The 17,964-nt window shown below is 63.5% G+C and carries 16 protein-coding genes; 10 read left to right on the forward strand and 6 right to left on the reverse strand.

Features of this window, described 5'->3' with window-relative positions; translation table 11 throughout:
• Positions 1-64: 64 nt before the first annotated feature.
• The 3 genes from paaA to KUW17_RS12755 form a co-directional block, all read right to left on the reverse strand.
• Complete coding sequence (gene paaA / locus KUW17_RS12745) at positions 65-1,042, reverse strand: 1,2-phenylacetyl-CoA epoxidase subunit PaaA (protein ID WP_222479609.1); 978 nt, start codon at positions 1,040-1,042, stop codon at positions 65-67.
• Positions 1,043-1,066: 24 nt separating this feature from the next.
• Entirely contained in the window at positions 1,067-2,269 is a 1,203-nt protein-coding gene (gene pcaF, locus KUW17_RS12750) for a 3-oxoadipyl-CoA thiolase (RefSeq protein ID WP_222479611.1), read from the reverse strand.
• Between the two features lie 272 nt (positions 2,270-2,541).
• Positions 2,542-3,069 (reverse strand): GNAT family N-acetyltransferase, encoded by a 528-nt coding sequence (locus KUW17_RS12755; protein ID WP_222479613.1) that lies wholly within the window; start codon positions 3,067-3,069, stop codon positions 2,542-2,544.
• A 126-nt stretch (positions 3,070-3,195) separates the two neighbouring features.
• Here KUW17_RS12755 and KUW17_RS12760 point away from each other — a divergent pair, with 126 nt between their 5' ends.
• Both KUW17_RS12760 and KUW17_RS12765 read left to right on the forward strand, forming a co-directional pair.
• A complete protein-coding gene (locus KUW17_RS12760) occupies positions 3,196-4,821 on the forward strand; it encodes a sulfatase-like hydrolase/transferase (RefSeq protein WP_222479615.1) in 1,626 nt (541 codons plus the stop codon).
• A gap of 129 nt (positions 4,822-4,950) precedes the next feature.
• Entirely contained in the window at positions 4,951-5,601 is a 651-nt protein-coding gene (locus KUW17_RS12765) for a GntR family transcriptional regulator (RefSeq protein ID WP_222479617.1), read from the forward strand.
• A 101-nt stretch (positions 5,602-5,702) separates the two neighbouring features.
• Here KUW17_RS12765 and KUW17_RS12770 read toward each other — a convergent pair whose 3' ends face one another.
• Positions 5,703-6,410 (reverse strand): type 1 glutamine amidotransferase, encoded by a 708-nt coding sequence (locus tag KUW17_RS12770; protein WP_222479619.1) that lies wholly within the window; start codon positions 6,408-6,410, stop codon positions 5,703-5,705.
• An 81-nt stretch (positions 6,411-6,491) separates the two neighbouring features.
• On the opposite strand from KUW17_RS12770, the gene KUW17_RS12775 reads away from it, so the two are divergent.
• From KUW17_RS12775 to KUW17_RS12785, 3 genes are all read left to right on the forward strand, one after another.
• Positions 6,492-7,751 (forward strand): cytochrome P450, encoded by a 1,260-nt coding sequence (locus KUW17_RS12775; RefSeq protein WP_222479621.1) that lies wholly within the window; start codon positions 6,492-6,494, stop codon positions 7,749-7,751.
• 110 nt (positions 7,752-7,861) lie between these two features.
• Positions 7,862-9,151 carry a glutamine synthetase family protein gene (locus KUW17_RS12780; protein ID WP_222479623.1) on the forward strand — a complete coding sequence of 430 codons (1,290 nt, stop codon included), beginning with the start codon at positions 7,862-7,864 and terminating at the stop codon, positions 9,149-9,151.
• A gap of 19 nt (positions 9,152-9,170) precedes the next feature.
• On the forward strand, positions 9,171-9,482 hold the full coding sequence (locus KUW17_RS12785) for a 2Fe-2S iron-sulfur cluster-binding protein (RefSeq protein ID WP_222479625.1): 312 nt from the start codon (positions 9,171-9,173) through the stop codon (positions 9,480-9,482).
• A 161-nt stretch (positions 9,483-9,643) separates the two neighbouring features.
• Here the strand turns inward: KUW17_RS12785 and KUW17_RS12790 are convergent, their stop codons facing one another.
• The gene (locus KUW17_RS12790; protein ID WP_222479627.1) at positions 9,644-10,999 is read right to left on the reverse strand and encodes an aspartate aminotransferase family protein; all 1,356 of its coding nucleotides are present in this window, start codon (positions 10,997-10,999) and stop codon (positions 9,644-9,646) included.
• A gap of 44 nt (positions 11,000-11,043) precedes the next feature.
• The gene (locus KUW17_RS12795; RefSeq protein ID WP_222479630.1) at positions 11,044-11,823 is read right to left on the reverse strand and encodes an IclR family transcriptional regulator; all 780 of its coding nucleotides are present in this window, start codon (positions 11,821-11,823) and stop codon (positions 11,044-11,046) included.
• Between the two features lie 161 nt (positions 11,824-11,984).
• Between KUW17_RS12795 and KUW17_RS12800 the strand changes: the two genes are divergently transcribed.
• The 5 genes from KUW17_RS12800 (at position 11,985) to KUW17_RS12820 (ending at position 17,859) form a co-directional block, all read left to right on the forward strand.
• Positions 11,985-12,932: a tripartite tricarboxylate transporter substrate binding protein gene (locus KUW17_RS12800; protein ID WP_222479633.1), complete on the forward strand. Its 948-nt coding sequence runs from the start codon at positions 11,985-11,987 to the stop codon at positions 12,930-12,932.
• A gap of 69 nt (positions 12,933-13,001) precedes the next feature.
• Positions 13,002-13,532, forward strand: coding sequence for a tripartite tricarboxylate transporter TctB family protein (locus KUW17_RS12805; RefSeq protein WP_222479635.1), 531 nt, complete (start codon positions 13,002-13,004; stop codon positions 13,530-13,532).
• A gap of 9 nt (positions 13,533-13,541) precedes the next feature.
• Positions 13,542-15,161 carry a tripartite tricarboxylate transporter permease gene (locus KUW17_RS12810; protein ID WP_222479637.1) on the forward strand — a complete coding sequence of 540 codons (1,620 nt, stop codon included), beginning with the start codon at positions 13,542-13,544 and terminating at the stop codon, positions 15,159-15,161.
• Positions 15,068-16,510: an aldehyde dehydrogenase gene (locus KUW17_RS12815; protein WP_222479766.1), complete on the forward strand. Its 1,443-nt coding sequence runs from the start codon at positions 15,068-15,070 to the stop codon at positions 16,508-16,510. Before KUW17_RS12810 ends, KUW17_RS12815 begins: the two co-directional genes overlap by 94 nt.
• Positions 16,511-16,626: 116 nt before the next feature.
• Positions 16,627-17,859, forward strand: a complete 1,233-nt coding sequence (locus tag KUW17_RS12820; RefSeq protein WP_222479639.1) for a Tm-1-like ATP-binding domain-containing protein — start codon at positions 16,627-16,629, stop codon at positions 17,857-17,859.
• Positions 17,860-17,964 lie beyond the last annotated feature (105 nt).

Below are 17,964 nucleotides of genomic sequence, written 5' to 3' on the forward strand. Positions count from 1 at the left end.
CCTCCTGGCTGAGGGGGCGCTGCGCCGGGTCCTAATTGGGGGCGGAGCGCCGGAATGCTTGGGGTTACTCGGCGGCGTGCTGGCGCGCGGCTTTCTTTTTGGCGTGGGCAAGCAGGCCATCACGGACCCAGGCGCCGTCGTCCCAGGCCTTGTTGCGGGCGGCAAGGCGGTCGACGTTGCAGGGGCCGTTGCCCTTGATCACCTCGAAGAACTCCGACCAGTCCGGGTCGCTGTAGTCGTAGTGGCCGCGCTCTTCGTTCCACTTGATGGTGGGATCCGGCAGGTCGAGGCCGAGGAATTCGATCTGCGGCACCGTCTGGTCGACGAATTTCTGGCGCAGCTCGTCATTGGTGTTGATCTTGATCTTCCAGGCCATGCTTTGGGCGGAGTGGACCGAGTCCTTGTCGGACGGGCCGAACATCATCAGCGCCGGGAACCAAAGGCGGTTGACCGCATCCTGCGCCATTTTCTTCTGCGCAGGCGTGCCCTCGGCCATCTTGCGGATGGCGTCGAACCCCTGGCGGGCATGGAAGCTCTCTTCCTTGCAGATGCGGATCATCGCGCGGGAATAGGGGCCGAAGGAGGTCCGCTGCAGCGGCACCTGGTTCATGATCGCCGCGCCGTCAACCAGCCAGCCCACCGCGCCGATGTCGGCCCAGTTCAGCGTCGGGTAGTTGAAGATCGACGAATACTTCATGCGCCCGTCGAGCAGCATTTCGGTGAGCTCGTCGCGCGAAACGCCCATGGTTTCCGCCGCACAGTAGAGGTAGAGGCCGTGGCCCGCCTCGTCCTGCACCTTGGCGAGCAGGATCGCCTTGCGCTCCAGCGTGGGGGCGCGGGTGATCCAGTTGCCCTCGGGCAGCTGGCCGACGATTTCCGAGTGGGCGTGCTGGCCGATCTGGCGGATCAGCGTCTTGCGGTAGCCTTCGGGCATCCAGTCCTTGGGCTCGATCTTCTCGCCCGCGTCGATGCGCGCCTGGAAGGCGGCCAGCTTTTCGGGATCGTCCTGGGTCGCTTCGGATTGGACCATCTGAGCATACATGTCTGGGACCTCCTCAGGTTTTCGTTAAATGCGTTCCAGGATCAGGGCGGTGCCCTGTCCGACGCCGACGCACATGGTGCACAGGGCATAACGCCCGCCAGTGCGCTGCAATTGGTAGGCGGCGGTCAGCACCAGCCGCGCCCCGGACATGCCGAGCGGGTGGCCCAGTGCAATTGCACCGCCGTTGGGATTAACATGGGGCGCATCGTCCGGAAGGCCAAGCTCGCGCAGGGTGGCGAGGCCCTGCGAGGCAAACGCTTCGTTCAGCTCGATCACGTCCATCTGGCCGATGGTCAGGCCGGTGCGGGCCAGCACCTTGCGGGTGGCGGGCACCGGGCCGATGCCCATGATGCGCGGCTCGACGCCGGCGGCGGCCATGCCGACAATGCGGGCCATCGGTTTCAGGCCGTTTTTCGCGGCCGCAGCCTCATTCGCCATCAGGATCGCCGCGGCGCCGTCGTTGACGCCGGAGGCATTGCCAGCGGTCACGCTCTTGTCCGGGCCGTTGACACCCTTGAGGCCCGACAGCTTCTCTGCCGAGGTGCCGGGGCGGGGGTGTTCGTCGGTGTCCACCACCAGATCATCGCCCTTGCGCTGCGGGATGGTGACCGGGGTGATTTCGTCCTTGAAGATGCCGGCCTCATGCGCGGCGGCCCAGCGGGCCTGGCTGCGGGCGGCAAAGGCATCCTGATCCTCGCGGGAGACGCCGTAATCCTCTGCCACGTTGTCGGCGGTCTGCGGCATCGAGTCGGTGCCGTACATCTCGTGCATTTTCTTGTTCACGAAGCGCCAGCCGATGGTGGTGTCATAGACCGCATTGGCGCGGGTGAAGGCGCTGGTGGCCTTGGGCATCACGAAGGGCGCGCGCGACATGCTTTCGACACCGCCGGCGATGGCCATGTCATAGTCGCCTGCCTTGATGCCGCGGGACGCCATGCCCACCGCATCCATGCCGGAGGCGCAGAGGCGGTTGATGGTGGTGCCGGGCACTGAGGTCGACAGGCCCGCCAGCAGTGCCGCCATGCGGGCCACGTTGCGGTTGCTTTCGCCGGCCTGGTTGGCATCGCCCAGGATCACATCATCCAGGCTGCCCCAGTCAACGTCCGGGTTGCGCGCGGCTAGCGCGGCAATCGGCAGAGCGGCAAGGTCATCAGTCCGCACCTGGCTCAGCGCGCCGCCGTAGCGGCCGATCGGGGTGCGGGTGGCATCGCAGATGAAAGCATCCATGGGTGTTCGCGTCTCCTGTGGCGGCGGCAGGAAAAGCCGACCGTTGGGTCGGTATTACGCTGGAAGATGATTCGCAGCAAGTGAAATGTAACGTGAAAAATGTTTGATTGAAAAATCTGTAACGAATTGGTGCGGCAGAGCGTGGGCCGGCCGGTTCAGGCAGGGCGTTTGATCTGGCGGCGCCTTCAGCAGCGCCAGGCGCAACTAAAAAAAGTTATTGCGGGAACGACCGGTAAAGGCGGGAAGAGACGGGCCGGCCTTGGGGCGCCCTATCAGGCCCGGTATTGCAGGACAGTGTTGGGGTAATTGGCCTGTCCGATGCTGAAATGGGTCTGGCCTGCCTGCTCAAACCCGTTCCGCAGATAGAACGAGATCGCGCGCGCGTTTTCCGAATTGCTGGTGAGCCAGGGCGCGTCCCAGCCATTTGACCGGCATAGTTGAAGCCCGGCCTGCAGCAGGCGGAGGCCGGTGCCATGCCCGTGGTGCCGGGGCTGAACATAGAGTGTCGCGATCTCGGTGCGGGACGCCCCGCCGGCTGGGCTTGGCCGCCCGTGCGCGAGCCGGATGTAGCCGTCGATGCCGTCCCGGTTCTGCGAAACCAGCAGGCGCTCGGCAGGGTTATTCAGGGCCTCTGCAAAATGCGCTGGGGTGTAGTGGCTGAGCACATAGTCTGCGAAATGCCCGCTGACTCCGTTGCGCAGGTAGGTGCCTGTCCAAACTTCGATCGACAGGGCCGCGAGGCTGGTGCAGTCGCCTGCGGCGGCGGGGCGGATCGCGGTTTGCAGCATGGGTCTGGTCATGAAAGCCAAAAGGAATAAGAAAAACACGCGCCATAGTCAGGCAGCGGGCGCTGGGGTCAAGAAGATCTCCTCGCCAAAATTGCTTCACTTGTTTATTAATGGGGTGGCACTGAGCGGGAGGCGCCGATGAACATTCTCTATATCATGTTCGACCAGCTGCGGTTCGACTATCTGAGCTGCGCGGGCCATCCGCATCTGCACACGCCACACATTGACGGGCTGGCCGCCAAGGGGGTGCGCTTCACCCGCGCCTATGTGCAGTCGCCCACTTGCGGCTCGTCGCGGATGTCGAGCTATACCGGGCGCTATCCCTCCAGCCACGGGGTGCAGTTCAACAGCTACCCCTTGCGGGTAGGCGAGTGGACAATGGGCGACCATCTGCGCAAGGCGGGGATGGGCTGCCACCTGATCGGCAAGACCCATATGGTGGCAGATGCTGAAGGGATGCGGCGGCTGGGGCTGGCGCCGGACAGCGTGATCGGCGTGCGCCAGTCGGAATGCGGGTTCGATCCGTGGGTGCGCGACGACGGGCTGTGGGCGGAAGGGCCGGATGGTTTTTACGACAGCAAGCGCAGCCCCTATAATGAATACCTGAAGGAAAAGGGCTATCCGGGTGAAAACCCGTGGAACGACTTTGCCAATGCCGGGATTGACGGCGATGACATTGCCTCCGGCTGGTTCATGGTCAACGCAGACAAGCCTGCCAATATCGCCGAGCAAGACAGTGAAACACCCTGGCTGACCACTCAGGCGATGGCGTTCATCGAACAGGCGGAAGGTCCCTGGTGCGCGCATCTGAGCTATATCAAGCCGCATTGGCCGTACATCGTGCCTGCGCCCTACCACGATATGTACCGACCGGAGCATGTGCTTCCGGTGGTGCGGTCGGAGGCGGAGCGCGAGGATGCGCATCCGGTCTTCGATGGCATGATGAACAACCAGATCGGCAAGACTTTCAGCCGTGACGAGGTACGGGAAAAGGTAATCCCCGCCTATATGGGGCTGATCAAGCAGGCGGATGACCAGATGGGGCGGCTGTTTGCCTGGCTGGAGGAAACCGGCCGGATGCGGGACACGATGATCGTGGTGACCTCGGACCATGGCGATTATCTGGGCGATCACTGGCTGGGAGAGAAAAACCTGTTCCACGAGCCTTCGATCAAGGTGCCGCTGATCATCTATGACCCGCGTGCGGAGGTTGATGCGACACGCGGCACCACCTGCGACGAACTGGTGGAGGCGATTGACCTCCTGCCCACTTTCCTGGAAGTGGCAGGCGGCGAACCGGCGCCGCATATCCTGGAGGGGCGCTCGCTTATGCCGTTCCTGCGCGGCGAAAGCCCGGATTGGCGCGACTATGCGATTGCCGAGTTCGACTATTCCACCATGCCGCTGTGCGAAAAACTGGGGCTGGCGCCGAAGGACGCGCGGCTGTTCATGGTCACCGACAAGCGCTGGAAATTCATGCATGCCGAAGGCGGGCTGCGGCCGATGCTGTTCGACATGCAGAACGACCCGGAGGAGATGGTGGACCTGGCCAAGGGCGATGCGCATCAGGAGGTCATCGATCTGATGTACGACCGGCTGTTGGAATGGGGCCTCAGGATGTCGCAGCGGATCACCCTGTCGGATGCGCAGATCAAGGCGCGGCGCGGCAAGTCCGGGCGCAAGGGGATCCTGCTGGGGGTTTATGAAGCGGATGAAGTGGCGCAGGAACTGACGGAGAAGTACCGCGGTCCCGTGCCCCGGTAACCGTCCTGCTCATTCACCTTTGCGCAAATACTCCGGGGGAGCCCGCAGGGCGGGGGCAGCGCCCCAGCCCGCGTTGCCAAGCAGCGGAGGGGCGCATAAATTGACCGGAAACGCATCAAAGGCGGCGCAATGGCAGGGCAGACGGAACAGGTTCTGAACGCAATCCTTGAGGATATCGAGGCCGGAAGGCTGGTGCCCGGCGCGCCGCTTGAGGAAAGCGAGCTGGTGGAGCGTCACGGGGTTTCGCGGACGCCGGTGCGGGAGGCTTTTATCCAGCTGGAGGCGATCGGGCTGATCAAGCGGCTGCCGCGCAAGGGGGCGGTGCTGTTCAAGCCGACGCTGGAGGAATTCCTGGCAATCCTGGAAGTGCATGCCCGGCTGGAGGGGCAGGCGGCGGCGCTGGCCGCGCGGCGGCTGTCGCCGGCGCAGGCCAGGGAACTGGAGGCGGCGGTGGCCGCCTGCGAGAAGCACGCTGCGGAGAAGGGGGACGGCGATCCGGCCGGTTACTACCAGCTGAACCTGCGGTTTCATGCCTGTGTGGCGGAAGGCTCCGGCAATCCGTTCCTGGTCGAAATGATCAAGACCAACGCGCGCAAGCTGATGGCCTATTACCGGGCGCGCTACAAGTATCCCGGCGTTATAGCGCAGTCAGCCAAGGAACACCGGGAGATCGCTGCGCTGATCCTTGCTCATGACCGGGAAGCGGCAGAGGCGGCGATGACCGCGCATGTGCAGTTCGACCAAGTCACGGTGATGGATCTGCTGGCGGCGCTTGGCTGAAAGGATGCTGAACGGGGCCTGACGGCCCCGTGCCTCCCCTCTCGGCGGCATAGAAGCCTGCCGGGCAGCGTGGCGCGAGTAATTTTGGGAAAGATGAATTCTCAGGTGATGGCTTGTTCGAAGAAGCGCGCGAGGCTTTCCGCAAAGGCTTGCTGATCGGACTGCTCTGCCAGGCTGTCCAGGGCGCGGGCATAAACAGCCGGGCCGAGTTCGTCCCGCATTTCATCGCACAGAGCGATAATGAATTCGTGGGTCATCTCCGGGTGGTGCTGGGTGGTGAAGATGTGCCGGGCCAAGGTGAAGCCTGTGTTCGTGCCATCCCTTTCGCTCATCGGGGTTGCGCCGTCCGGCAGGGTGCGGACGCATTCGCAATGGGAGCCGTAGAGTTTGACTTCATCGGGCAGCGGAGCGGCCCATTCCGGGCGGTGGAGCAGCTGGTTGCGGGTCAGCCCATGGACCCAGCCGTCCGGGTTGCGGTTAATGCTGCCGCCAAGGGCCATTGCAATGGCCTGGTGGCCGAAGCAGGCGCCGAACAGCGGGAACTGCCTGGAGCGGGCGGCGCGGATCAGCTCCAGCAGCTGCGTGACCCACGGCGCGCCGGAGCGGACGGACGCCGGGCTGCCGGTGATCATCGCGCCGTTGAATTCAAACAGATCCTGCGGGAAGACCCCGTCCTTCACGGAAAACACCGTGGTGCGCCAGCCCGGCCGGGCCATCTGGATCAGATCGGTGAATTTCTCGCCGTCCTTGGGGTGCATTTGGGCGAATTCGCTTTCGTCAGTGTTGGTCATCAGAATGGCCAAGTGCATAGGAATGCTCGCAAGATTTTCATTTACATATTTATGATCACTATTAATATACATTTGGCAAGCAGATTAGGAAAGCCCGCAATGACAGTTTGGACCCCCACGGACGACGGCTATGCGGATCTGAGCAGCCACGACACCTTTGCCCATGGCGCGCCGCACAACACCTTTGCGCGTCTGCGGCGTGAGGACCCGCTGCATTGGACCGAATTCGCGGGCGGCAAGAACTTCTGGTCGGTGACCCGCTATGAGGACATCACGGTGATGAACAAGAACACCGAGGTGTTCTCGTCTGCCCGCGGGATCCGGATGGAGGATCAGTCCTACGAGGAGTATCTGGCGCGGCGCACCTTCCAGGAGACCGATCCGCCGGAGCATTCCAAAGTGCGGATGAAACTCCTGAAGGCATTTTCCAAGACCACGATGGCGCAGTATGAACAGGATATCCGCGACCTCTGTGCGGATATTCTGGATCAGGCGCTGGCCAAGGGGGAATTCGACGCCACCAAGGAGATCGCCCGCCAGTTGCCGATGCGGATGCTCGGTCGGGTGGTGGGCCTGCCGGAGGCGGACTTGCCTTGGCTGGTGGAAAAGGGCGATGCGCTGATCGCCAATACCGATCCGGACTTCACCTCGCATGTGCTGGACAAGATGCAGACAGATGAGTTCCGGATGATGCCGTTCAACTCTCCTGCCGGGGCGGAACTGTACATCTACGCCAAGGAGCTGATGGAGGAAAAGGCGCGCAAGGGCGACACCTCCGGTGTGCTGAACCTGATCCTAGAGCCAGCCAAGGACGGCTCGGTGATCACCGAGACTGAGTTCCGCAATTTCTTCTGCCTGCTGGTGGCGGCGGGCAATGACACCACGCGGTATTCGATCGCCGCCGGCATCCAAGCGATGTGCCATCAGCCGGAGTTGCTGGTGCAGATGCAGGAGGGCGGTGCGGTCTGGGACACCGCGGCGGATGAGATCATCCGCTGGGCGACGCCCGCGCTCTACTTCCGCCGGACCGCGACGCGGGATGTGGAAATGCATGGCAAGACCATCCGCGAGGGCGACAAGGTGCTGTACTGGTTTGTCTCGGCCAACCGGGACGAGTCGCAGTTCGACGATCCATTTCACGTGAATCTGCACCGCAGCCCGAACCGGCATCTGTCATTCGGCCAGTTCGGCCCGCATGTCTGCCTGGGCATGTGGCTGGCGCGGCTGGAGGTTACGGTGCTGTTTCAAGAGCTGGCCAAGCGGATCCGGCATATCGAGGCTGCCGGGCCGCACAAGTTCCTGCGCTCCAACTTCGTTGGCGGCATCAAGGAACTGCCGGTGCGGGTCGAGGCAGTGTAGCGGCGGGGCTTTTCTGCAGGAAAGACTCTGCCAATACCGCTAAATATGTTAAGTATTAGGGCACGGGAAAACGATGCCGTAGACTGTCCAACAGGGAAGGACCTTGAGCCATGAAAACCCGGCTGCGCGCGATGTTCTGCGACCACCTCAGCATTATGCGGGGGAAGTATCTGCCGAACTCCAAGATCGGCGACGGCAGCACGCGTTTCTGCCGGTCGGTCTTTGGCACCCACTATGACAAGGACCTGCTGGACGCGCCGGGTGCGATGGTCAAGCAGGGCCTGCCCGATATGGAGCTGAGATGGCTGCATGACAATATCCGGGACAGCTGGCATGCTTCGACCCAGGTGGTGCTGGGCGATCTTTATGATGACGAGGGCCAGCCGCTGGCGCTGTGCCCGCGCTGGGCGCTGAAGCGTGCAGTGGCGGATTGGCAAAAGCACGGGCTGACACCCAAGGTCGGGATCGAGCTGGAAGCCTTTGCGCTGCAAGCGGACGACCGCGGGCGGCTGATGCCCTATGATGCGCCCGGCGGGGTGGTCTATGGCACCGGGCCCTTTGCCGACCCGTTGCGGTTCAATGACCGGATTTGGGCGATGGCGGACGATATGGGCTTCTCGCTCGACATGATCACCGCCGAGTTCGACAGCCCGCAGTTCGAATACACGCTGACCTTTGACGATGCGGTGAAGGCGGTGGATGACATCGTGCTGTTCCGCCTGATGGCGCGGGAAGTGGCGCTGGAATACGGCATTGTCCTGACGTTCATGCCGAAACCCATTGCCGAGGCCGGCGGCTCGGGCATGCACATCAACTTCTCCTTTTTGGATGAGGCGGGCGGCAATGCGCTCTCGTCCGGGCCGCGCAGCGGGCCTGCGCATATGAACGATCTGGCGCGCGGCTGCCTGGCTGGCTTGCTGCATCACCATAAGGGGCTTGCAGGGCTGATCGCACCGACCGCCAACAGCTACATGCGGCTGCAGCCGGGCTCATTGTCGGGGTACTGGCAGAACTGGGGCGGGGATCACCGCAATGTGACCACGCGGATCAGCTCTGAGGGCGGCGCCAAGGCAAGGCTGGAGCATCGGATGGCGGATGCTTCGGCCAATCCCTACACCGCGGTGGCGGCTGTGCTGCAGGCGGCGCGGCTGGGAGTGGAGAACGGCCGCCAGCTGCCGCCGATGGAGACCGGCGACGGGTTCGACCGCACCGATGCGCGCGAGGGCACCGCAGTGGACCTGAAGGGGGCGGTTGCCGACCTGGAGAAAGACACCGTGCTGACGGAGGCGGTCGGGCCGGAGCTGGTGGCCAGCCACGTCTTCATGAAGCGCAAGGAAGTGCGCAAGACCCGTGATCTGGAAGGGGATGGGATGCGCGATTTCTACGTGCATTTCATCTGATCGCCCGCAGAAGAGGCATATGCAAGTGACCTGGAGGCTGCCGGGCGGCAAGGCTGTCACGGCAACGGTGGATTATGGCCAGAGCTTGATGGAGGCTGCGCTGGCAAATGATGTGCCGGGCGTGGCGGGGGAGTGCGGCGGCAGTCTCGCCTGTGCGACGTGCCACGTTTACGTGGACCCGGCATGGGCCGCAAAATGCGGTGAGGCAGGGGAGTTCGAAGGCGCCATGCTGGATCTGGCGGAGCACCGGCGGGAGACAAGCCGCCTGAGCTGCCAGCTAGAGACGCATCCGGATCTGGACGGGCTGGTTCTGGAAGTGCCCGCAAGCTGAGGTTTCTGGCTGCGCGGAGGCAGTTGAACAGGCGTGGCCGCGAAAGCTGCACCTTATTCCGTATCGCGACACCGCGCCGCGTCAGTGGCGCCGCCGAAAGTGCGGACCCGAAGCATGTGCCTCGGGCCCGCCATAGTATCAGGCGGCGCCTGGTGCAGGCGTCAGCTCACCGCCGCAAAACCTGCGTCGAGCGCCGTCAGGATTGTGGCGGCCTCCGCCTCGCTCAGCACCAGCGGCGGGGAGAGGATGATGTTGGGGCCGGACACCCGCACCATGGCGCCGGCCTCATAAGCCACCTCTTGCAGCTTGCCGATGGTCTTTTTGTCAACCGCGGCCTTGGTGGCACGGTCGGAAACCAGTTCCAGCGCGCACATCAGGCCGTGGCCGCCGCGGACGTCGCCGATCAGCTGGTATTTCTTCTGCATCGCCAGCAGGCCCTGGTGGATCTGGCTGCCGCGGGCGGCAGCGTTTTCCGGCACGTTCAGGCGCTGGGTCTCTGCAAGGCAGGCTAGGGCGGCGGCAGCGCCGACCGGGTGGCCCGAATAGGTGTAGCCGTGGCCGATGGCGGCCTTGCCGGTGGTATCCTTTTCGAAGGTTTCGGTCATGTGGTCCGCGATCATCACTGCGCCAAAGGGGAAGTATCCATTGGTGATGGCCTTGGCTGTCGCCATCATGTCGGGCTGCACGCCCCAGTGGCGAGAGCCGCTCCACGATCCGGTGCGGCCGAAAGCGGTGATCACCTCATCGGCGATCAGGAGAATGCCGTGTTTCGAGCAGATCTCGCGCACGCCGGGCATGAAGCTTTTGTGCGGCGGGATCACCCCGCCTGCACCCAGAACCGGCTCCATGATGAAGGCGGCGATGGTGCCCGCGCCCTGGAAGGCGATTTCATCCTCCAGCGCCTGCAGGCAGAGCTGGGCAAGGCGTTCCGGATCGGTCTCGTTGAACGGGTTGCGGTAGGTGTAGGGCGCCGGGATGTGGTGGCAGCCGGGCAGGAGCGGTTCGTACTGGGTGCGGAAGTTCGCATTGCCGTTCACCGAAGCACCGCCCATGTGGGTTCCGTGGTAGCCCTTCTTGAGGCTCAGGAACTTGGTGCGGCCTTCCTCGCCGCGGATCTTGTGGTACTGGCGTGCGAGCCGCAGGGCGCTTTCCACCGAATCCGAGCCGCCAGAGGTGAAGAAGGCGCGGGTGAGCCCGTCGGGTGCAAAGAACTTGCGAAGCTCCTCGGCCAGCTGGATCACCTGGTCGTTGGTGGTGCCGCGGAAGGTGGAGTAGTACGGCAGCACATCAAGCTGCGCGGCGATGGCATCCTTTACCGGCTGGCAGGAAAAGCCGAGGTTCACGTTCCACAGGCCGCCAACAGCATCGACAACTTCATGCCCGTCAATGTCTGTGATTTTCACCCCCTGGGCCGAGGTTATGATCGCGGGCGGGTTGGCCAGGCTGTCGCCGGGATGCGCCATCGGGTGCCAGAGGGATTTGGCATTGTGTTCTTTCAGAAAGTTGGAGTCTTTCATGGGGGCAGCTCCTGGATGCGGCCCGGTCCGGGCCGGTGAAGGGTTCAGGCGGTGGTGTCCTGCGGATAGTCCGCGGGGGCCGAGCCGCCGATGCGATGGGTAAGAGTGGCACCCGCGCGGCGCAGGGCCTCCGGGATCAGCTGTTTCTGTTTTGCGCTCATGCGGGAAACCGGCGCGGCAACGGCCAGAGCGCCGATCACCTTGCGGTCCGGGCCAAAGACGGGAACCGCGTGGGAATGCACATCCGCCTCGAAGCCGCCGATGGACTGGGCAATGCCGGTGCTGCGGATCTCACCCAGCTGGGCGCGGATTTCCTGCGGGTCGGTGATTGTTTCGGGGGTGCGGGCCTCAAGCGGCTGCGACAGCACCTCCTCGGCGAAGGCCGGGTCGGCATAAGCCAGCACCGCCATGCCGGAACTGGTGCCGTGGAATGTCAGCACCTCGGCGTCCTCCATCATCACCTTGGTGGCATTGCGGGGGGAGTAGGCATGCGACAGCGAGTTCAGCTGGCTGCCCTGCAGCAGCGACAGGTGGGTGGTCTCGCCGGTTTCGTCGCTGAGGTCGCGCAGCACACGGCGGGAGACCGAGAGAATCGGCACCGCCGCCTCGCGCAGGGCTGCGAGGCGCAGAACCTGCGGGCCGAGCCGGTAGGAGCGGTCAGCGCCGGCCTGTTCGACAAAGCCTGATTCCTGCAGCTCGCTCATAAGCCGGTAGACCGTTGCCTTGTTCATGCCGGACAGTCGCGTGAGATCGCTGAGCCCGATTTCGGTCCGGCCGTGATTGAAATATGTCAGTAACGACAAGGCTTTGGATACCGTTCCCATGCGCTTGCCCATGCTCCCTGTTTGGTCTTGCCGGGTGGCGTCTCCGGAAAAAGACGCACCCGCGATGCAATTTTGTTGACAGATAACGGGGCGGCCTGTCAATCTAAATTCAAACCAATGGTTCGAATAGTGAACCAAATGGCAAAACTGGGAGGAAAGCCATGAAACTCAAAACCCTCATGAAAGGGGCGGCCGCAGCGGCGGCACTGGGGCTGAGCGCGGCAGCGGCGCAGGCCGAGTATCCGGAGAAGCCGGTGAACTTCATCGTGCCGTGGCCGCCGGGTGACCTGGAGGATGTGCTGACGCGGATGATCGCCGAGGATTTCCAGAACGAATACGGCGTTGCTGCAGCAGTGGTGAACAAGCCCGGCGGCGGTGGCGGCCCTTTCCCGGGTGCCATTGAGGTCGCCAATGCGCCGGCAGATGGCTACACCATTGGCTCCTTCGTGATCGGGGTGCCAGTGATGGGCCATCAGATCGACATCCCGCCGCTGACACCCGCCAAGTTCGATCCGCTGGGGATCTTCCTGACCTATCCCTTTGTGATCGCCACCTCCGGTGATGCGCCCTACAGCACGATGGAAGAGTTGGCGGCCTATGCCCAGGAGAACGACGTGGCGCTGGGCCATTTCGGCGATGTTCTGACCCCGACCCAGGTGACCAAGGCCTATGCCAAGAACGCCGGGTTCGAGTGGGGGTCTGATGCTGCCTTTGACGCGCTGGACTGCAACACGCTGGCCTCCGGCGATGCGGATGTGATTAACACCACGCTGCAGCTGGTGCTGCCCTGTCTGGATCAGGTCAAGGTGCTGGTTTCGATCACCGACGAGCGTATCCCGCTGGCGCCTGATGCGCCGACCATCGGCGAGCTGGACGAAAGCCTGAATATCGCCCTGTGGAACGGGCTGTTCGTGACCAAGGACACCCCGCAGGACGTGCGCGACAAGATTGTTGCTGTTGCCGAGAAAACGGTGATGAGCGAGCGCGCCCAGAATATCGCCAAGGAAACCGGCGCGCTGGTCTATTGGCAGAGCGCCGAGGACAGCGCGGCCCGGGTCGCCAATGACATCGACACCATGGCCCGCATCGGCGGCCTGCTGTCGGAGTAATCCTCCCCCACTGCACTGGGGCCGTCCGGCCCCGGTGCCTTTTTGAAGCGCGGACAAAGAAATCCTCACATGCCTTCGGAACGTGAACACCGCTTTGTCGGGCCCCGGCGCGGGCAGCTTGTCTTTGCCCTCATCCTGGTGGGCGTAGCACTTCTGCTGCTGGCCTTGATTGGCGACCAGACCGCCTGGGTCAAGAAAACCAAACTGTTTGCCCAGCCCCGGTTCTGGCCTGCCGTCGCCATCGGCGGCATGGTGCTGATGGGCGGTTTGCATCTCTACAAACTGCCCTGGCGGCGGGTCAGCCGCTATGATCGGTGGGAGGTCAAACGCTGGGGCCAGGTGTTTGAGTTCGCAGGCTGGTTCATGGGCTATGTCCTGCTGGTCCCGATCATCGGTTACTTGCCTGTGACGCTGGTGTTCGTGCCGCTCTTGAGCTGGAGGATGGGCTACCGCAGCCCTTTCATGCTGTGGACCAGCGCCGTCTTTGCCGTGGCCGTGGTGGTGCTGTTCAAGGCCTTGCTGTCGGTCAAGATCCCCGGAGCGCTCATCTATGAGTATCTGCCAGGATCGCTGCGCAGCTTCTTCATTCTCTATCTCTGAGTGCCCGCCATGGACCTGATCTTTTCTGCGATAGACATCCTGATGCGCTGGGACGTGGCGCTGGCGCTGCTGGCGGGCTCAGTCGGCGGCGTGCTGATCGGCGCCATTCCCGGCGTTGGCCCGGCGGTGGCAATTGCGATCCTGCTGCCCGCGACCTTCTCGATGGACCCGATTGTCGGGCTGACGGTGCTGCTGGGGATCTACGGGTCGTCCATGTACGGCGGCTCGATCCCGGCAATTCTGATCAACACACCCGGCACCGCGGTCAATGCGCTGACCACCTATGACGGCTATCCGATGACCGCGCGGGGCGAGCCGCGACGGGCCTTGAGCCTGGCTTATTCCGCCAGCTTCTTTGGCGGCATCTTCTCGGTCATCTGCCTGATCCTGTTTGCGCCGGTGCTGGCAAAGATCGCGCCGATGTTCGGGTCGCGCGAGATCTTCATGGCGGCGCTTCTGGGCCTCATCCTGGTGGTGGTCGCGCACCGCGGCCAGGCGCTGATTGCCGGGACGCTGGCCTGCTTCGGGATCTTCCTTCAGACCATCGGGCTGGAGCCGGTGAAATACACCCAGCGCTACACCTTCGGGCAGGATTTCCTGGGCGGCGGCATCAACCTGATCGTTGTGGTGCTGGGGCTGTTTGCGATCTCTCAGGCGTTTGTTCTGCTGACGGACGAGGACGAGAAGGTCCGCATGACCCGCCTGCGCGGCGGCATGTTCCAGGGTCTGCGCGAGCTGGCACGCCATCCGCGGGTGGCGGGTGTCTCCGCCACTTTCGGCGTGCTGATGGGGATGATCCCCGGCGTGGGTGAGTTCACCGCGCAGTTCATGTCCTACACCTATGCGCAGAAGACCTCGAAGCGGCCGCAGGACTTTGGCAACGGCTCCTCCGAAGGGCTGATCGCGGCGGAGACCGCCAACAACGCGGTGCCCGCCGCAGCCATGGTGCCGTTGCTGGCGCTGGGCATTCCGGGCGAGGCGCTGACGGCGATGATGCTGTCAGTGTTTTATGTGCACAACGTGGTGCCGGGGCCGGGTCTGTTCCAGAACGATATGGATTTTGTCGTCGCGCTGTATCTCGCTCTGCTGGTGCTGAACGTTCTGGTGCTTCTTTTCCTGCTGTTTGCCACCCGGTCGCTCATCCAGGTGGTGCGCATTCCTAACCGGTTCCTGGGAGTCTGCATCCTGACGCTGAGTTTTGTCGGGGTCTATTCCCTGCGCAACTCCGCCACCGATTGCGTGATGGCGGCAGGTTTTGGCATCCTCGGCTATATCCTCAAGCGGCTGTCGCTGCCTTCGGTGCCGATCATCCTGGGCATGGTGCTTGGCGGTATCATGGAGGTGAAGCTGCGGGCAGGCATGGCGCGGGTGAAGGAACCCCTTGATTTTATTGACCGCCCGGTGGCGTTCATCCTGTTCATCATCATCATCATCGTTCTGGCGGTCCACATCCTGCGGGTGCTGAAGGACCGGAAGGAACTGAAGGAGGCCGAATGGCAGACCAACCGCGCATCGACGAGCTTCGGAAGCTTGATGTGGCGCCGCAGAAACTCTTTCTTGAAGGATCATGGCAAGAAGGTTCGGGCCAGACACTCGAAGTTGCTTCGCCGGTTGACGGATCTGTTCTGACCACGCTGGCGGGCGCCTCTGCAACCGATGTCGAAAACGCTGTGGCTTCGGCGCGGCGGGCATATGAGGATCGCCGCTGGGCTGGACAGAGCCCCGCTGCACGAAAACAGGTGCTTCACAGGATCGCGGACCGGATCGCGGCCGAGGCGGTGGAACTGGCTGTGCTGGGCGTGCGCGACAACGGCACAGAGTTCAATATGGCGCTGAAAGCGGAGCCGGGATCGGCCGCTGGCACCTTCCGCTATTACGCCGAGGCGCTGGACAAGGTGGCGGGTGAAGTCGCACCGACAGCGCCGGACGTGCTGGGGCTGGTGCACCGGATGCCGGTGGGCGTGGTGGGAGCCATCGTGCCTTGGAACTTTCCGTTGATGATCGGCGCCTGGAAGCTGGCGCCCGCGCTGGCGATGGGCAATTCGGTGGTACTGAAACCGGCTGAGACTGCATCCTTGTCGCTGTTGCGGCTGGCGGAAATCTGTTCTGAATGCGGGCTGCCGGACGGGGTGCTGAACGTGGTGACCGGAACTGGTGCTGAATCCGGCGCGGCGCTGGCCGCATCAATGGATGTGGATGTGCTGGCCTTCACCGGCTCGGGCGCCACTGGCCGCAAGCTGCTTGAGGCTTCGGCGCGATCGAACCTCAAGCGTTGTTACCTGGAGCTGGGCGGCAAGTCGCCCAATATCGTCTTTGCGGATGCACCTGACCTGGCCAAGGCGGCGAAGGTCTCTGCTGCCGGCATCTTCCGGAACTCCGGGCAGGTCTGCATCGCCGGCTCCCGCCTGCTGGTCGAGGCTTCGATCCACGACGAGTTTGTGGAGATGCTGAAGGCTGAGGCGGAGGCGCTGCGGGTGGGCGACCCGCTGGAACTGAACACGCAGATCGGCGCGGTGAACTCGGAGGACCAGCTGCGCCGAAACCTGTCCTTCATGGACATGGCGCGGGCCGAGGGCGGGCAGGTGGTAACCGGCGGGCAGCGCATTCTGGAGGAGACCGGTGGCACATACATGTCTCCGGCCATCGTTACCGGCGTGGCAGGCGACCATGCGCTTTTCCAGCGCGAAGTCTTCGGGCCGGTTCTGGCGGTCACCAAATTTGAAACCGAAGCAGAGGCTTTGAGCCTGGCCAATGGCACCGACTTCGGTCTGGCAGCTGCGGTCTGGACCGAGAACCTGTCCCGCGCGCACCGGATGGTCGCAGGCATCCGTGCCGGGGTTGTGCATGTGAACACCTATGGCGGTTCGGATAATACTGTGCCGTTGGGGGGCGTCGGTCAGTCCGGCAACGGGCATGACAAGTCGCTGCACGCGCTGGATAAATACACCGATTTAAAGACCGCTTGGATCCAGCTCTGAAGCAGGTTTCGCGAGAGCAAAACCTGCGGCCTCCGGCGGGAGTATTTGTGGAAAGATGAAAATCTGTGGTTAGGCCGATAGCCGCCGCGAAGCTGAACTGACGGGAGACTGAACCTGTGGCAGACAAAACCATTCTGGTTGCCGGAACCTACGACACCAAGGACGACGAGCTGGGATATCTGGCGGAGGTGATCCGCGGGCAGGGCGGCAAGGTGCTGACAATGGATGTGAGCGTGCTGGGCGATCCCAGCCAGCCCGCTGATGTCAGCAAGCATGAGGTGGCCGAGGCCGGCGGCAGTTCGATAGAGGAAGCGATTGCCTCGGGTGATGAGAACACCGCCATGCAGATCATGGGCGCTGGCGCGGCGGCCAAGTCGTTGGAACTGTACCGGGCGGGCCGCATCGACGGGGTGATTGTGCTGGGCGGCACGATGGGCACCGACCTGGCGTTGGATATGTGCGCAGCACTTCCGGTCGGGGTGCCGAAATACATCGTCTCCACCGTCGCATTTTCCCCGCTGATGCCGCCGGAGCGGATCCCGGCAGACGTGCAGATGATCCTGTGGGCGGGCGGGCTTTATGGGCTGAATTCGATCTGTAAGGCGTCGCTTAGCCAGGCGGCAGGCGCGGTGCTGGGGGCGGCTCGGGCGGTGGAGCCGCCCAAACGCGACCGGCCGCTGATCGGCATGACCTCTTTCGGCAAGACGGTGCTGCGCTACATGGTGGCGCTGAAACCGGCCTTGGAGGACCGCGGGTTTGAGGTCGCGGTTTTCCATGCCACCGGCATGGGCGGGCGGGCTTTCGAGAGCCTGGCAGCGGAGGGCGCCTTTGCGGCGGTGATGGATTTTGCCCCGCAGGAAGTGTCGAACCACCTGTTCGGCGGGCTGTCGGCAGGGGCGGACCGGATGACCAACGCAGGGAAGTCCGCAACGCCGCAGCTGGTGGCGCCGGGCTGCTATGACCTGGTGGATTTTGTTGGCTGGCAGGAGACCCCGGCCCAGCTGAAGGGCCGGGAGACACACGCCCACAACCGTCTCTTGACCTCAGCCATGCTGAAAGCGGGTGAGCGCCGCCAGGTGGCGCAGGCGATCTGCGGCAAGCTCGCTACTGCGCAGGCGCCGGTGGCGGTACTGCTGCCGTCAGGCGGGTGCAACGAATGGGACCGGCCCGGAGCGCCGCTGCATGATGCGGAGGGGCTGGCGGCCTTTTGCGAGGAGATGCGAGAGCGCTGCCCGGAGAATGCAGAGCTGCATGAGCTGGACTGCCACATCAATGACGCCGAGTTCGCCGCCAAGGCACTGGAAATCCTGGATAGCTGGATCGCCAGCGGGGTGGTGAAAACCGGCTGATAGGCCGGGCGGCTGTGCTGCCGGATAAGATGTTTCAAAAAGTTTCCATTTGCCTCTTTTTCTGTTACGCAACTGCCAGCATGACAAGCCGCCGGAGGCTGCGAG

This window comes from Leisingera aquaemixtae (assembly GCF_019801145.1).
Lineage (GTDB): Bacteria > Pseudomonadota > Alphaproteobacteria > Rhodobacterales > Rhodobacteraceae > Leisingera > Leisingera aquaemixtae_A.

What these genes read in the sequence shown, in the direction of transcription:
- paaA (WP_222479609.1), bottom strand. Translation starts at nt 1,042, where the DNA reads ATGTATGCTCAGATGGTCCAATCCGAAGCGACCCAGGACGATCCCGAA.
- pcaF (WP_222479611.1), bottom strand. Translation starts at nt 2,269, where the DNA reads ATGGATGCTTTCATCTGCGATGCCACCCGCACCCCGATCGGCCGCTAC.
- KUW17_RS12755 (WP_222479613.1), bottom strand. Translation starts at nt 3,069, where the DNA reads ATGACCAGACCCATGCTGCAAACCGCGATCCGCCCCGCCGCCGCAGGC.
- KUW17_RS12760 (WP_222479615.1), top strand. Translation starts at nt 3,196, where the DNA reads ATGAACATTCTCTATATCATGTTCGACCAGCTGCGGTTCGACTATCTG.
- KUW17_RS12765 (WP_222479617.1), top strand. Translation starts at nt 4,951, where the DNA reads ATGGCAGGGCAGACGGAACAGGTTCTGAACGCAATCCTTGAGGATATC.
- KUW17_RS12770 (WP_222479619.1), bottom strand. Translation starts at nt 6,410, where the DNA reads ATGCACTTGGCCATTCTGATGACCAACACTGACGAAAGCGAATTCGCC.
- KUW17_RS12775 (WP_222479621.1), top strand. Translation starts at nt 6,492, where the DNA reads ATGACAGTTTGGACCCCCACGGACGACGGCTATGCGGATCTGAGCAGC.
- KUW17_RS12780 (WP_222479623.1), top strand. Translation starts at nt 7,862, where the DNA reads ATGAAAACCCGGCTGCGCGCGATGTTCTGCGACCACCTCAGCATTATG.
- KUW17_RS12785 (WP_222479625.1), top strand. Translation starts at nt 9,171, where the DNA reads ATGCAAGTGACCTGGAGGCTGCCGGGCGGCAAGGCTGTCACGGCAACG.
- KUW17_RS12790 (WP_222479627.1), bottom strand. Translation starts at nt 10,999, where the DNA reads ATGAAAGACTCCAACTTTCTGAAAGAACACAATGCCAAATCCCTCTGG.
- KUW17_RS12795 (WP_222479630.1), bottom strand. Translation starts at nt 11,823, where the DNA reads ATGGGAACGGTATCCAAAGCCTTGTCGTTACTGACATATTTCAATCAC.
- KUW17_RS12800 (WP_222479633.1), top strand. Translation starts at nt 11,985, where the DNA reads ATGAAACTCAAAACCCTCATGAAAGGGGCGGCCGCAGCGGCGGCACTG.
- KUW17_RS12805 (WP_222479635.1), top strand. Translation starts at nt 13,002, where the DNA reads ATGCCTTCGGAACGTGAACACCGCTTTGTCGGGCCCCGGCGCGGGCAG.
- KUW17_RS12810 (WP_222479637.1), top strand. Translation starts at nt 13,542, where the DNA reads ATGGACCTGATCTTTTCTGCGATAGACATCCTGATGCGCTGGGACGTG.